The sequence below is a fragment of the Rhizobium sp. BK176 genome (assembly GCF_024808055.1).
In genome coordinates this window covers 79,484-93,705 of record NZ_JANUBV010000007.1, presented here as the reverse complement: position 1 = coordinate 93,705, position 14,222 = coordinate 79,484, and the positions used below count along the sequence as shown (strand labels likewise).

The window sequence follows — 14,222 nt, the reverse complement described above, 5'->3', positions numbered from 1 at the left end:
GTCCCCCTCCCAAAGGCTTGAGCCAAAACGTGCGTTAGAAGATAGGTGCGGGGCAGGCGGGTCAAGGGCCAGATTGCACGTCAGCGTCGCGAAGCAGACTGTCACAATCATGTTATCCGAGATGGCTAAGGATCGGCTCTCCCATCACCGAGGATCCACCATGAAGACGATCGTTTCCGCCGCCGCGCTGCTCGCAGCGACCTTGCTTGCAATTCCGGCATCAGCCGCAAATCTCGTTCTCTACACCAGCCAGCCGAATGAAGATGCGCAAGCGACTGTCGACGGCTTCATGGCGGCCAATCCCGACGTCAAGGTAGACTGGGTGCGTGACGGCACGCCGAAGATCATGGCAAAGCTGCAGGCTGAAATCGAGGCCGGCAATCCGGTTGCTGACGTGTTGCTGATCGCAGACACGGTCACGCTCGAGCGCCTGAAGGAAGCCGGCAAGCTACTGGCCTATAAGTCGCCGGAAGCTGCCAGCTACGACGCCGCACTCTATGACGCTGACGGCTACTACTATTCGACCAAGCTGATCACCACCGGCATCGTCTACAACACTTCTGCCGCGTTCAAGCCGACGAGCTGGAAGGATCTGACGAAGGCCGAAGCCAAGGGCCTCGTGACTATGCCGAGCCCGCTGACGTCGGGCGCGGCCCTGATTCACGCACAGACGCTGGCCGGTGTCGACGGCCTCGGCTGGGACTTCTACAAGGATCTCGCCGCCAATGGCGCGACGGCGGCCGGTGGCAACGGTGCGGTGCTCAAGTCGGTCGCCGCGGGCGAAAAGGCCTTCGGTATGATCGTCGACTACATGCCGATCCGCGAAAAGGCCAAGGGCGCGCCGGTCGAGTTCGTCTTCCCGACGGAAGGCGTCTCCGCGGTAACGGAGCCGGTGGGTATTCTCGCAAGCTCGAAGAATGCCGATGCGGCGAAGAAATTCGTTGACTACGTTCTTTCCGAAAAGGGGCAGGAAGGGTTCCTCAAGCTCGGCTACATCCCGGCTCGCAACGGTATGAAGCTGCCGGAGGGTTTTCCGGCTCGTGAGAGCATCATGCTGCTGCCGATCAATGCCGCCGAGGCGCTGAAAGACACCGATCGGGACCTCAAGACCTTCTCCGGCATCTACGGCTCGAACTGATCGTCGCCAGAACGCAGATGCGCGAATATGTTCGTCCCGGAAACAGCCAGCCCGCTTGGCTGTTTCCTCTTGTCGTTATCGTTGTCCTGGTCCTGAGCGTGCTGCCGCTGGCGCGGCTCGCGGTAACAGGTATTGCGTCACTTGCAAATGGCGGCGTCGGCGCGGTGCTCAGCGATCCCGCGCTTTGGTCGGCGACCTACTACACGCTCGTCACGGCCATTCTTGGCACACTGATTTCACTGGCCATAGGCTGCGCCTTCGCGTTCCTGCTGACGCTGACGGATATCAGCGGCAAGGGAGCGTTGAGCTTCCTGTTCGTCCTGCCGATGATGATCCCGCCGCAGGTGACGGCGCTTGCCTGGGTGCAGATGTCCGGGCCCTCAAGCCCACTGTTGAAGGCTCTGCACATTGCGCCTCCGCTTGGATCGCCGCAGCCGCTCTATTCGGTCGGTGGTATTTCGCTGCTCTACGGAGTGCAGCACGCGCCGCTCGTCTATCTCGCTCTCCGGGCCGGCCTGATGGCGTTGCCGCGCGATGGTGTCGAGGCGGCGCGTCTCGCTGGAGCCGGGAGTCTTCGGGTTTTCCGCGACATCATCCTGCCGCTTTCGCTGCCCGGCATCATTGCCGGAGCTGCGATCTCCTTTGTTTCCTGCACCGGCAACTTCGGCATACCGGCTATTCTCGGCATACCGGCTTCGATCTACACGCTTCCGACACTGATCTTCACCAAGTTTTCCGCCTTCACCAGCCGGACATTCGGCGATGTCGCGGTGCTTTCGGCAATCATCGCAATCATTTCCGTTGCCGGGCTTGCCATTCAGGATCGCGCTTTGCGCGGACGCGATTACCGCGTCCTCGGCCTTTCAGGCGCGACCGCTGCCTTTGAGTTGGGGCCCTGGAAGTTCCTTTTGCAGCCACTGCTCTGGCTCTGCATCTTCGTCATGCTGGTAGCGCCATTCTTCGCGCTCCTCGCCGGCGCACTCGTGCCGGCCTATGGTGTGCCGCTGACCTTCAAGACGATGTCGGCAAGCGCTTTCTACGAAATTCTCTTCCGGCAAGCGGTCACGCGCACGGCGTTCGTAAACTCGCTCTCCCTCGCGGCCGGAACGGCACTATGTCTCCTTCTGGTGACCGTGCTGACCGCTTACGCGTTGACGCGACGGAAAGACCTACTTGGCCGGATCGTTTCCAGCCTGATCGAGATTCCATATTCGCTGCCCGGCATCGTCATTGCCGTGTGCTTCATCCTGGTGTTTGCCGCACCGCTTCCGATCCTGCACATGACGCTGTACGGAACAATCTGGATCATTCTGATCGCCTATCTCTCCAGTTTCTTTGCCGTTAGCCTGAAGCCCGTCGTCAGTGCGTTTCATCAGCTCGATCCGGCCCTGGAGGAGGCCGCAAGGCTCTCGGGGGCTGGCTTCTTTCGACGGCTCGCCGATATCATTGTGCCTTTGATCGCTCCGGCAACCGGCGCATCGGTGATCCTGGTGTTCCTGATCGCCTGCAATGAGCTTACCATTTCCGCGCTTTTGTGGTCTGCCGGGACGCAGACGCTTGGCGTTGCCATCTACAATCTCGATGACAGCGGCAGCTCCGATCTCGCTTCGGCACTCGCCGTGCTCGTCGTCCTTATGGTCGTCTTCATGATGCTTCTCCTGGAATTGATGGCAAAACGCCTGCCGAGAGGAGTCGTACCGTGGCGGAGCTGATCCTCAACCATCTTGCCAAGGACTTCGGTACCGGGCGCGCGGCGGTCGCCGATTTTTCCCTGAAGGTCCGCCACGGCGGCTTCCTGGCACTGCTCGGGCCCTCGGGCTGCGGCAAGACAACGGTGCTGCGCATGATCGCCGGCTTCGAGGCGCCAACCGACGGCTCTATCCATCTTGGCGAGCGGCTGCTCGCAGACGCGTCGCGGTCGTTGCCACCGGAACGGCGCAACATGGCGATGGTGTTTCAATCCTACGCATTGTGGCCGCATATGAGCGTCGCAGACAATGTCGGCTATCCCCTGAAGGTGCGCAGCGTCTCCGGTGAGACGTACAGGCGGAGGGTTCGTGAAGCACTGGCAACGGTGAGGCTCGCCGACCATGCCGAGCGGCGCCCCGCCGATCTCTCCGGCGGCCAGCGACAGCGCGTGGCCTTGGCGCGCTGCCTGGTTTCGTCACCCGACGTCGTGCTGCTCGATGAGCCGCTTGCCAATCTCGACCGGCACCTGAAACAGGAGATGGAGGAAACGTTTCGTGAGTTCCACCAGCGCTCTGGAGCGACGATGGTCTATGTCACGCACGATCAGAGCGAGGCGATGGCCCTTGCTACCGACGTTGCGGTCATGTCCGAGGGCCGCCTCCTGCAGGCTGCGTCGCCCGCGGAAATCTATGCGCGGCCCGAGGGCCGGCTGGTTGGCGGGCTGATCGGTCGCGGTGCGATCCTGTCGCTGTCGTCTCCGGCTAGTGACACCCGGATTTTCGATTGGAGCGCCCTCGCGCCCATGTTTTCGGGCGAGGAAAATGGGCCAAAGGTGGACGTTCTGGTGCGCCAGGAGGATGTCTTGATCGCGGGTGAGGGTGTTCCGGCACGCGTCGAGTCCATCCTCTACGAAGGTGAACGCTATGCTCTGAAGTTGCTGCTTGACGACGGACAGGTGCTTCGCGCGTTCAACCGGGAGCGCTTGCAGGTCGGCGAAAGTGTGCGCGTCATTGCGCGCGCCGCCTGGCGTCTCTGATCTCGAAACGTCTTTCCGAAGCGGGGCTTAGCCACTACTAATGGCATAGAGCCAATTGGAAATGTTCGATGTCGCTTCGCATTGCTACCTTCAACGTTGAAAACCTCATGACGCGTTTCGACTTTACCGGCTTTCGCAACCAACTGCGCCAGGACCGGGTCATCAAACTTTTCGAAGTGCGCAGCGAGGGCGTCTATCAGCAGCTCGAGCAGGCGCGGGTAATCGCTTCCACAGACGATACCCGACAGATGACGGCGCTGGCGATTGCAGACGCCGACGCCGACATTCTCTGCCTGCAGGAAGTCGACAACATGGAGGCGCTGCAAGCTTTCGAATACGGCTATCTCTTCAGGATGGTCGGCAACGGCTATCGGCAAAAATATCTCGTCGAGGGCAATGACAGCCGCGGGATCGACGTCGCGGTGCTCATGCGGGAAGAGACGCGCGAAGGGCAGAAGATCGAACTCAAGCAGATCAAGAGCCACGCGATGCTCACCTATCGCGATCTTGAACTTTTCAACGACCAGCTGGCGCTGACCAACCGCATCGACGACAAGATCTTCAAGCGCGACTGCCTGGAACTCGACCTCGAGATCGGCGGTGTTCCGCTGTCACTCTACGTGGTTCACTTCAAGTCGATGGACGGCCCCCGCACGAACGGCGTCGATAGCAGGCTCGGTACCATGCCGGTGCGCCGGGCCGAAGCACTCGCCGTGCGCCGTATCATCGAGGACCGTTTCAACGCTCATACCGATGACAAGCGCTTCGTTATATGTGGTGACATGAACGATTATCAGGAGCGCGTCGACGTCATCGGGCGTCGCCGCACGGGATACCGCTTCGAGCATCAGGACGAGAACATCAGTGCACTCGACGTCTTCAGTCACGATGGTTTTGCCGAGAACGTCGTCCGTCGCCGTGATCCGCTCGATCGCTGGACGCTCTACCATGCCCGCGGACCTCAAGAGCAGTGGCTGTGTCAGCTCGACTACATCTGGATCTCGGCGGCCCTCGCCAGAACGAATGCTGGTCGCTTGCCGGAAATCGTTCGGCACGGGCAGCCCTATCGCACCGTCTTCCCACCTGGCCAGGAGATCGAGCGTTATCCCCGCACCGGCTGGGACCGGCCGAAGGCCTCTGACCATTGCCCCGTTGTCATGACATTGGATTTGATATGAACCTGCATTTTTCTGAGGATTTTGCCGGCTGGCCGCCGGAGCAGACGGTATTTCCGATTGCTGGGCTGGACCTTCGCGTCCTCGCCGGAGACCATCCCTTCTATGTCGCTGAGCGCGAGGCGATCCGCGAGAACTGGGAACGAGAAACTGCGGCCAACCCGGCGCTCTTCGATGGCCGCATGGTCTTCCAAAAACGGCTGGCGCTCACCGAAAGTGGCCTGGCGGCCGAGGGCCACGTCATCCCATTCTCGACATTCATGTGGTGGCGCCGACAGCCGGATCGGCAGGGCGGCATCCATCTGTTCGCCTATCCGGTTCTTGAGACCTCCGACGGCGCCTTGGTGGCAATCCGCATGGGAAACCATACGGCCAATCCGGGTCAGGTATATTTTGCCGCCGGTTCGCTGGAACCTGAAGACATCTCCGGAAACCGCTGCGACGTGGATGGCAACATGCGTCGCGAGGTGTTCGAAGAGACCGGGCTTGATCTTTCCGATGCCGACGCTGGCGATCACTACTATGCGAGCCATGTCAGGCGTACGGTGACGGTGCTGCGTCTCTTCCGCTTCGACCTGACTGCCGATCAAATGATTGCGAAGATCCACGCACACATGTTGGTTGCCGACGACAAGGAAATTGCCGGCGCGGTTGCGATCCTTTCCGCTGACCCGAAAGCGCACCCCTACAATATCGCGATGCTTCCCGTCATCGATTGGTACTTTGGAGAGAAGCCCCGCTCTTAACGCCTTGCGCTCGGTCGTCCGGTCGGGCAGGTTGGCGAAACGAGGACCGAGACCAGGGAGGCCCATGTGGCGCGAAGCTACAGTGTCTACGACGTGTTTACCGACCGCAAACTCGCCGGAAACCCGCTCGCCGTCATCTTTGATGGGGATGACCTGAGCGACGACGCCATGCAGGCGATAGCGAAGGAAATGAACCTTTCAGAGACAGTCTTTGTGCAGGCTTCGGGTAACCCCGCCTACACGGCGCGAATCCGTATCTTTACCCCCGGTCGCGAGCTGCCTTTTGCCGGACACCCGACCGTCGGAACGGCCATCGCTCTCGCCGAGCAAGCGCATCGCAACGCAACTATCGATCTCGTTTCGGTGCTGGAGGAAAATGTCGGGCCCGTACGGTGCGCGGTTCGACTGCGAGAAGGCGAGGCGAGTTTTGCCGAATTCGATCTGCCGCGGAAATCGCAGCAGATCACCATGCCCCTCGACAAGCTCGGAATTGCCAATGCTCTGTCGCTGAACACCACGGAAATCGGCTTTGAAAATCACGTTCCGTCGTTGTGGAGCGCCGGTGTACCGTTCCTGATGGTACCCGTGCACGACCTTGGTGCTGCGCAACGCATGGATTTCGACCCACAGCTTTGGGAAGCGACCGTTCCTTTTGTCGATGGGGCGCTCGCCTCGGCCTATGTTTATTGTCGCGGCGGTGTGAACCATATCGCGAAGTTCCACGCGCGGATGTTTGCGAGCGGCATGGGGATTGTCGAAGATCCGGCCACGGGGTCGGCGGCCGCGGCGCTTTCCGGCGCTATCCACCATTTTGACCGCCAGACGGATGGCCACCACGATCTGACGATTGAGCAGGGTGTAGAAATGGGTCGGCCGTCCTTTATTCACCTGCACATGGATGTCGAAGGCGGGGCAATCTCGAATGCCCGGATTGGCGGGCAGGCAGTGCGGATGGCGAGCGGAACACTGGACCTTTGATTTCATTGCATTTCAGCCATGCGCAAAAATCTTCGCATTTAACCAAAGAAATTTCAGGCAGGCGCTAGACAAGCCAAACGATCATGTTTATACGCCCCCTCACACCGCGCAACACGGCGGTTACGGGTGATTAGCTCAGTTGGTAGAGCAGCTGACTCTTAATCAGCGGGTCGTAGGTTCGAGCCCTACATCACCCACCATTTTTCTCTAATGGGATCAATAGGTTACGCTGAATTATTCTATCATCATGTAGAACACGGACGCCCCGCTAGGTCACGATTAGATCACGCGAGGTAAGTATCTGTTTTCCGTTCTATTTTCGTTCCAAGTCAACAGACTTGTGGATAACTTGAATCTCGGCAGACAACGTATAGATGTAGCTCGCCGCGCCTCAGTACAAAACGGAGGAACTTATGAACGCGGGGCTGATTCGGACCAACCGTCGACCGACACAACAGCGACGTCTCTGGCCTGATTAGAGCATGCTGCCGTCTCTGTCAGCCTGCCTTGTTGCCCTGCAATATTCGAGACTTCTACTGCGCCCTATCTGCCACCTTCTGCCAGGCTTGGTTCGAGATAAGCGTGCTGGCGTACATCGGGATCCGGGCTGCGCCATCAATCTTCTTTAAAAGTCCCCTGACGGAGCCGACGAGCGCGCTCGGCATCCACGGGCTTAGGATCACCGCTTCGATCGTGCCTGGAAGCAGAGGAAAGCTTCGGAACTCGGCTTTCCGGTCGGCATCCTCATAGAGGATCCGGTACTCGCTTTCCGGCTCATATGGGTATCGCTTGATGAACGGGAGGTCGTCGATCGGCGGCTTAAGATGTGGCAACTGCTCGATCTCCTCATAGTTGACGGCGCGATGGCGAACACCCTGCTGTCCATCGAATGCCTTCAGTAACTTCACTGGATCCAAAAGGAGACAGACACCGTCGGCGTTGGGCGAGAACACGCGCCAGTGGTGATAGGTCTCTGGTGCCTTTGAGAGGCAGATCGCGGTGAGCGTCTTGAGCTTTTTCTTTTTCTTGTAGACGTCCATAAAATGGCGATCATTCCGATCATCCCAGGAGTCCGGAGGAAGTAGCGTGATCTCTCGCTTTTGGAGAATGTGGATCGCAGCAGCGAGATTCGTAAACCTTCGGATCTTTCCGTCAGAACTTTGCATGTGTGACATACCCCTACCGTTGCCGGGATCCTGCATCACCCCATGACCGTGCGCAACACTTCGCTTGAATCCAGTAGAATGAGAACAAGATAGGAGCAAATTCGTTGACGCGAATAACATTCTAGCAGGCTTCCCATGTCACAGCAGCTCGCCCTCGATATCCCCGGCGCAGAAAACTGACACCCGGTCGATGAATGAGATCGATCTCGCCGTCTCGGTACTCAACGCGGCAGGTGGGGATCCGCTCGTCGCAATCCGGAGTCTGCTCGCCGACGCCGATTTTCTCAGGCACCAGATCTGGATCGCTAGCAATCTGATGTCGAAGGGGATCGGCCGCGGATGGAGGCCTCTGTACGAGCGGCTCGGATGAAGCACCGTCGCAGCATCGACCCGCTGGGGCGGACAAGGTCGGCTACACGGTGGGCGAAGGTAGCCGCCGAAGCGAGCCGCTGTCGATGTGCGAGATGCTCGACTGCCTGCCGGAATGGTATGTCATCGTTGGCTGGTGTCCGCGCTGCCGTCGATATGGACAGGTCGAGCCCCGTGACATTCGTCGCGTTCTGGGTATCACGGCTGTCCTGGCCTGCGTAGAACGGTGTCTCCGGTGTACAGTATGTAAAGAGCGGAAGAGCAACTCGACGTCGTTGCGAAAGCTGCCGAGATAACATCATGGATCAGTCCATGATGCCGATCGTAATCCATTTACTCTGCCGGCAGATTTGGGGCTCACAGCGGCTCCGGGTCCCTGTACCGATATCGTCGTAGTTCATCAGGAGGTATCGCGTATGGGCATGACGATTTTCGACTCTAGGGATCCTGCAGGCCGTGCCGGCCTCGAACTTGGTCTCCTCACTGCAGGCATCGTAGGATCGCTCGCCGACGCGCACGCGGCAGGTCGCCAGGCTGCCGAAGAGCGCATGGAGCGTCGGGCTGCCTATCAGTATGCATGTGAACTTGCCGAGGCCCGAGGCCGAGCTGACGATCTCGGCCGCGTTGCGATGCGTGCGGTGCGCCATGTCGCATCGTTGGAAGCCGAGGTGCGTCGTCTCCGTGTCGCTCTCCAGCAGCGGCAAGCATTCATCGACCGTCACCGAGGTACAGCATGAGCATTGTCCACGACATGTCAGACGAAGGCCTGGTGTCGCAGTTCGGCGACCTCATCCATGAGCTTCCTGAACTGTACGAGGCGTTGCGCCGCTTCGAAATCGAAAGCCGCCCTGCAAAGAGCGGCCTCAAGATGTCAATAAACGGTCGCGGGAATGAAACGCGGATCCGGGTTGGGAACTCCGGGCGCATGGAATAGCTCGCGGTACCTCGCCGCTACAAATTCCCGTTTCATTTCTTCAATCTCTTCCGCGCTCGGGGTCGACAGGATCTCGGGCGCTTCTGTTTCCGGCTTCGCCTTTGCGTAGGTCGGCAGCACTTTCCTCGCTTCCAGGCTCCGCGCGCACGCCGATGTGGTCGACATCCCAAGCTTCTCGAGGTCTTCTTCCGATAGCCGCAGGAGCCAATCCTGTCCGGCAGCATCGAGCACGGAAAGATTCATCTCCGCGCGGCCGGCGGCGTCGGCCTTGGCGTACGCGCGGACCACCTCGGCAGGCGACATCTCCCGGGTGATCGCATCGACGGCGGCTTCCTGTTTCCGCGCCAGCTCAGCGGCATCATCGACATCGGCTGTTGTGAGATTTTCGAATCCTTCCGTCGACGGCGGCGCGAGCATGCCGAGCCAGCGAAGTAGCGGCCCAAAGATGGCTGCGAGGAGCTGGAAGGCGGCGTTGATCCATTCCAGAGGATTCAGAACGCTCCACATCGATTTTTTTCTCTTTTCCATTTCGCCCTCCTTTGTCAGATGACCCAGGATTCCGCCGGCGGCTGAAATCGACAAGTGGCCGAAAATATCATGGATAAATCCGTGGACGATGGCACAAGAATCCGACAATCGTTAGTCTAAGCAATTGTTGACAATGAATTTTTTCGATTATTGGTCTTGCATGTATCAGCCGACGGATACAGCATTTGTACATCGGCACACGGCAATTGAGCCGCCGATGGCGAGGAGCAAGACAATGAACTACCACTTCGACACGCTGAACGACGATATCGTCCTGATCGACCGCCACGGCAACGTGGAATGGATCGAGGTCACGACGACGAGCATCCCATCCGATGGAGTAATCGAGGTCTCCGTGGGTCTCGTCGGCTTCAGCGACACCAACCTTCGCCATGATCTCGACGAGGACGACGCTGTCGCCGTCAGGGAGGACATGAAGGAATGGCTCCGCGGCAACGGATACACAACAAGGATCGACGTTGACTTCGCAGACCAAGGCAGTGTGATCGCCGGCTCTTTCGCGGCGAAGACGATGATGCTCCGCTTCTTCGAGGGGGACTACGCGCCGCTGATCGACAGGTACCAAGTCTACTGGATCAACGAGAACAAGACCGGGATCATCGAGGACAGGTCCTTCGTGTCGCTGAAGTCGGCCACGGCCTACACGATGATCGGCTTCATCGTGCCTTTCCTAAGCATCGCCGGAGAGTACGAAGAGGAGAACATCCTCAACGGCACGGTCTACATCACGCGGACGCATGGAGAGTTCCGGGACATCCCCTACGATCCCCGCGATCTGCTTGAGATCTACAAGCGATCCACCGCCGCCGCCTGACGAACGGGAGCCGTAGCTCCCTTGGCTCCTTGGTCGGAGCCGAAACCTCCATCCGGGGGTCGCGGTAGCCAAAAATCTAAACACCACCACAGGGAACACAAAAATCAAAAGGGAGAATCCTATGGACCTACAAATCGACGTCGAGCTGCCGACTGCCCCGCAACCGACCTATCACCTCACGATCGGCGAGATCACGACGCACTACCGGGATGTCATGGCCGTCATTGAATCGCACGGGATTAGCCACGAACAGGCGGCAGTCGCTATCGGCCTCTCACCGACGACACTGACAGCATACGGCCGCGGATATGGCACAGCCGCGCACCGCACGATTCCAGCGGCAACACTCGACCGCATCCGCGATCTCGCGATCGATTCTTACTGGACAGCCGCCGCGTGGCCGTATCGGTGCGAAATCGGCGGCGAGGAGCGAGCGCATCTGATGCCAGTTTACACGGCACACGACGACATCGGACTTGTGTGCGGACGGCATCCTCATCCGCTCTACATGCGCGAGGTCGCTGACAAGATCGGCGGTCATGTGCAGGTGACTTGGGCGATCCATCCGTCTGTATCAGTGCCGCCTCTCGATGCGGCCGCAGCCCTGCGGAGCAGATGGCGGGTCGGAGTTTGGCAGCTTCGAGGTCAGTTCAAATTGCTTGGCCGCGACGACGCCGATGCCGTGCTCTGCGAGCTCGCCGACTGCTGCCGCTATTCGCTATGGACGCTATCGACGGAGTATCGGCCCTGGCTGACGCAAGTCACGACGTCACAGGTCGAGCGCCTAGAGGCCGCTGTCGACTATATCGAGCGCGGTGACGAGATTCAGCCTTGGGAAAGCGCAGTTGCGAAGGCTATGGCAAATCTGGAGGATTTCTGATGGCGCGCGTGATGAGAGACGCAACCGTCGCGGCGACGGCCAATAAGCTGTTCCAAGCCTGTGGAATCTCGTGGGTCGAAGACAGCTACAATCACTGGTCGGCGGTCGTCAAGGCATGGTCCGTAGGCTCAACTCGTCCGGTGCATGACGTGGACCGTCACGCGATCATCTATTCGATCCAATCGGTCGATGACGCCGAGATGGAGAGAGTCAGGGACATCGAAGCCAAGGAGGACGCGGAGGCAAACGGGGCTGCGCTTGACATCCTCAACGGCCTTCGCTGGGTTAAGCATAGCTGGGATCGCGAGCGGGATTGTCTCGTCACTGAGGTCGCCATAGAGCGACAGGCGGGTCCAGGTTGGCATCGCGAAGGCTCCATCAGCGAGATCGAGGCACGTGAGAACGCGGGACAGCGGGAGATGTTCTCGTGACTGAGAGACCGCGAAAGAGCCATTTTGTCCCCAAGCTCGCCCAGGCTCGGCTCCGAGAGCAAGGCCTTCTCCAGGACGAGCCGGAATTCGAGGAGCCGGAGTACAAATATCCGGGCGACCGCTTTAGGAAGCGCCTGCGAAGGATCGAAGAAAAAATGAAGAGGGAAGAGGACGGGGAGTGATCCCGGCCTCTTACGGCTTCCAACCGCATGCCTGCTGCCCAGTACGATTATGCTCGAGGAGCTGCCGCTCAGTCCCCGACGACATCGTTTCGATGTCCGCCGTCGTTGGACAGATTGGCCTGTGTGACGCGCACCAGTCAGCCGTCGTGGCCAACCCAGCGTGACAGCTCGTGCCGCACGCGATCATCAGGCAGCTTCGAAAGTGCATCGTGAATCCTTTCCCGCTCCCGGACGTGCTGATCGGCGAGCAACTGCAACGCCTGCGCTGGCTTTTGATCTCGGCGACGTCCGTCTTCACCAAACCGATGTCAGCCTCCAGGCCGTCGATCTCGGCCTCCATCGGCAGAAAAGAACTGGTCGAGTTTGGTTCGAGCCAAGCTTGCCCCTTGATCAGCTAATGTCTCCTGGTCGATGTCACGAGTGCAGCTTGGATTGCTGAAAGATTCGAGGCCAGCAGTTGCGAAACGTCGGCGTGCAGTGTCATCTCAACACAATTTACGAGATATGACGCGGGGGTGAATATGGCTGAAGGAGCGGCAGCAGCAGCGCAGCCGAAACAGTCACGCTACGAGCGCTATGTCGAGGAAACTTCCGGATCTTCTAAGCGCAGTTCTTTATGAGACAATGGGCTGCCTTTCTCTCAAGTTCACGCGGGGTCGCGACTCCGACGAAGATGGCAAAAAAGCTTTATTCGTGTCGCCTCTTTTGTGGGGAACGCGGACCGCATCCCCAGGCATCATGGTCCCGGTTCGTCAGGCACGCCTCCTGAAGGTTCCAAGGATGATTGCACCGATGATGCCGGAGGCCACAGAACCAAGCAGGATTCCCATCTTCACATGGTCCTGAACCGTTGGGTCGTCGAACGCGAGAAGCCCAATGAAGAGGCTCATCGTAAAGCCGATCCCGCAAAGCGCCGCGACCCCCGTCATCTGACCCCAACTGGCTTTCGCAGGAATGTCGGCAAAGCCGAGCTTAACCAGAAGGGCGACCGTGCCGAGCACTCCGACGAGCTTGCCGAGTAGAAGGCCTGACGCCACTCCCATCGTCAGAGGCTCCCAAAAGATGGAGATAGACGCTCCGGCGAAGGAAACGCCTGCGTTCGAAAAGCCGAAGATCGGGACGACGACGAAGGCGACTGGCTTGTGCAGCAGGTGCTCAAGATGATGAAGCGGAGATTCCTGGTGCGTGGCTTCCGGTGTTCCAGGCGTCAGCTTGAGCGGGATTGTCAGCGCGAGAAGGACGCCAGCCAGGGTCGCGTGGATGCCCGAAAGGAAGACCAGAAGCCATAGGGCGGCACCGAGAACGAGGTAGGGCCACAGCGCCATGACCTTCGATCTGTTCATGCCGTAAAGGGTGGCGAGGACAATGGCCGCCCCGGCCAGCGCGATGAGATTGAGGTCACTGGTGTAGAAGAGCGCGATCACCACAACGGCACCGAGGTCATCGATAATGGCGAGTGCGGCAAGGAAGATCTTCAGCGAAGCTGGCACGCGAGAGCCGAAGAGCGAGATCACTCCGAGAGCGAAAGCGATATCGGTCGCGGTAGGGATCGCCCACCCGCGAAGGGCAGCCGGGTTCTCCCAGTTGAACCCAACGTAGAACAAGGCCGGAAATACCATGCCTCCCAGCGCCGCGGCGCCAGGCAGGATCCTGCGGCTCCAGGACGATAGCTGCCCATCCAGCATCTCGCGCTTGATCTCAAGGCCCACCAACAAGAAGAAGAGCGCCATCAGCGCGTCGTTTATCCAATGCTGAAGGCTCAGCGGGCCGACGTACACATGAAGAGCGTGGAAATACCCTTCGGCGAGGGGAGAATTGGCCACCACGATGGCTGCGAGCGCGACGGCCATGAGTACGAGACCGCCGGAAGCCTCGTTGTCGAGGAAGTGGCGGAGGGTGGACCGGATACGGCCAGCGGAGATAGGCGGCGACATGGGTCAGCGCTCCCTTGTGGAGGGTTGATCGTAGTCTCCGTCGATTTCGGGCAATCCCGTGGCGCACGCAGCACACGCCATCGCGATCAAAGATAGGGCAGGAGGACGTCAGCTTCCAGCGAAATCGACTATCAGGGTGTCGAAAGTCAGCTCGGCGCTTCAGAAGCACAAACACGCTATGATCTAGGGCGAATCGTGCGT

Annotated in this window: 16 protein-coding genes and 1 tRNA gene; 14 read left to right on the top strand and 3 right to left on the bottom strand. The window is 59.4% G+C overall.

The annotated features are described in order from the left end of the window. The first annotated feature begins 160 nt into the window (after positions 1-160). The 7 genes from FHT76_RS21380 (at position 161) to FHT76_RS21350 (ending at position 6,962) form a co-directional block, all read left to right on the top strand. Positions 161-1,138, top strand: a complete 978-nt coding sequence (locus FHT76_RS21380; protein ID WP_259130377.1) for an ABC transporter substrate-binding protein — start codon at positions 161-163, stop codon at positions 1,136-1,138. Between the two features lie 17 nt (positions 1,139-1,155). Beyond that, positions 1,156-2,850: an iron ABC transporter permease gene (locus FHT76_RS21375; protein ID WP_259130379.1), complete on the top strand. Its 1,695-nt coding sequence runs from the start codon at positions 1,156-1,158 to the stop codon at positions 2,848-2,850. Then, complete coding sequence (locus tag FHT76_RS21370; protein ID WP_259130381.1) at positions 2,838-3,863, top strand: ABC transporter ATP-binding protein; 1,026 nt, start codon at positions 2,838-2,840, stop codon at positions 3,861-3,863. The genes FHT76_RS21375 and FHT76_RS21370 overlap by 13 nt, the downstream gene beginning before the upstream one ends. A gap of 68 nt (positions 3,864-3,931) precedes the next feature. After that, positions 3,932-5,041, top strand: coding sequence for an endonuclease/exonuclease/phosphatase family protein (locus FHT76_RS21365; RefSeq protein WP_259130383.1), 1,110 nt, complete (start codon positions 3,932-3,934; stop codon positions 5,039-5,041). Then, a complete protein-coding gene (locus FHT76_RS21360) occupies positions 5,038-5,784 on the top strand; it encodes an NUDIX hydrolase (protein ID WP_183860796.1) in 747 nt (248 codons plus the stop codon). The genes FHT76_RS21365 and FHT76_RS21360 overlap by 4 nt, the downstream gene beginning before the upstream one ends. Positions 5,785-5,850: 66 nt before the next feature. Next, the gene (locus FHT76_RS21355; RefSeq protein WP_183860794.1) at positions 5,851-6,762 is read left to right on the top strand and encodes a PhzF family phenazine biosynthesis protein; all 912 of its coding nucleotides are present in this window, start codon (positions 5,851-5,853) and stop codon (positions 6,760-6,762) included. 124 nt (positions 6,763-6,886) lie between these two features. Further along, positions 6,887-6,962: transfer RNA gene (locus tag FHT76_RS21350), tRNA-Lys, on the top strand. A 333-nt stretch (positions 6,963-7,295) separates the two neighbouring features. On the opposite strand, the gene FHT76_RS21345 is transcribed toward FHT76_RS21350, so the two are convergent. Then, entirely contained in the window at positions 7,296-7,802 is a 507-nt protein-coding gene (locus FHT76_RS21345) for a hypothetical protein (RefSeq protein WP_259185872.1), read from the bottom strand. Positions 7,803-8,118: 316 nt separating this feature from the next. On the opposite strand from FHT76_RS21345, the gene FHT76_RS21340 reads away from it, so the two are divergent. Both FHT76_RS21340 and FHT76_RS21335 read left to right on the top strand, forming a co-directional pair. Next, entirely contained in the window at positions 8,119-8,298 is a 180-nt protein-coding gene (locus FHT76_RS21340; RefSeq protein ID WP_259185870.1) for a hypothetical protein, read from the top strand. Positions 8,299-8,719: 421 nt separating this feature from the next. Continuing rightward, the gene (locus FHT76_RS21335; protein WP_259185868.1) at positions 8,720-9,034 is read left to right on the top strand and encodes a hypothetical protein; all 315 of its coding nucleotides are present in this window, start codon (positions 8,720-8,722) and stop codon (positions 9,032-9,034) included. Positions 9,035-9,168: 134 nt separating this feature from the next. Here FHT76_RS21335 and FHT76_RS21330 read toward each other — a convergent pair whose 3' ends face one another. Continuing rightward, complete coding sequence (locus FHT76_RS21330; RefSeq protein ID WP_259185867.1) at positions 9,169-9,759, bottom strand: hypothetical protein; 591 nt, start codon at positions 9,757-9,759, stop codon at positions 9,169-9,171. 235 nt (positions 9,760-9,994) lie between these two features. Between FHT76_RS21330 and FHT76_RS21325 the strand changes: the two genes are divergently transcribed. The 5 genes from FHT76_RS21325 to FHT76_RS21305 all read left to right on the top strand — a co-directional run bounded on the left by FHT76_RS21325 (position 9,995) and on the right by FHT76_RS21305 (position 12,485). Further along, positions 9,995-10,594, top strand: coding sequence for a hypothetical protein (locus FHT76_RS21325; RefSeq protein ID WP_259185866.1), 600 nt, complete (start codon positions 9,995-9,997; stop codon positions 10,592-10,594). Positions 10,595-10,715: 121 nt separating this feature from the next. Beyond that, positions 10,716-11,474 carry a helix-turn-helix transcriptional regulator gene (locus FHT76_RS21320; RefSeq protein WP_259185865.1) on the top strand — a complete coding sequence of 253 codons (759 nt, stop codon included), beginning with the start codon at positions 10,716-10,718 and terminating at the stop codon, positions 11,472-11,474. Between the two features lie 11 nt (positions 11,475-11,485). Continuing rightward, positions 11,486-11,905: a hypothetical protein gene (locus FHT76_RS21315; protein WP_259185864.1), complete on the top strand. Its 420-nt coding sequence runs from the start codon at positions 11,486-11,488 to the stop codon at positions 11,903-11,905. After that, positions 11,902-12,087, top strand: coding sequence for a hypothetical protein (locus tag FHT76_RS21310; protein WP_259185863.1), 186 nt, complete (start codon positions 11,902-11,904; stop codon positions 12,085-12,087). Before FHT76_RS21315 ends, FHT76_RS21310 begins: the two co-directional genes overlap by 4 nt. A gap of 170 nt (positions 12,088-12,257) precedes the next feature. Further along, positions 12,258-12,485, top strand: coding sequence for a hypothetical protein (locus FHT76_RS21305; protein WP_259185862.1), 228 nt, complete (start codon positions 12,258-12,260; stop codon positions 12,483-12,485). Between the two features lie 354 nt (positions 12,486-12,839). On the opposite strand, the gene nhaA is transcribed toward FHT76_RS21305, so the two are convergent. Next, positions 12,840-14,021, bottom strand: a complete 1,182-nt coding sequence (gene nhaA, locus FHT76_RS21300) for a Na+/H+ antiporter NhaA (protein ID WP_259185861.1) — start codon at positions 14,019-14,021, stop codon at positions 12,840-12,842. Between the last annotated feature and the right edge of the window lie 201 nt (positions 14,022-14,222).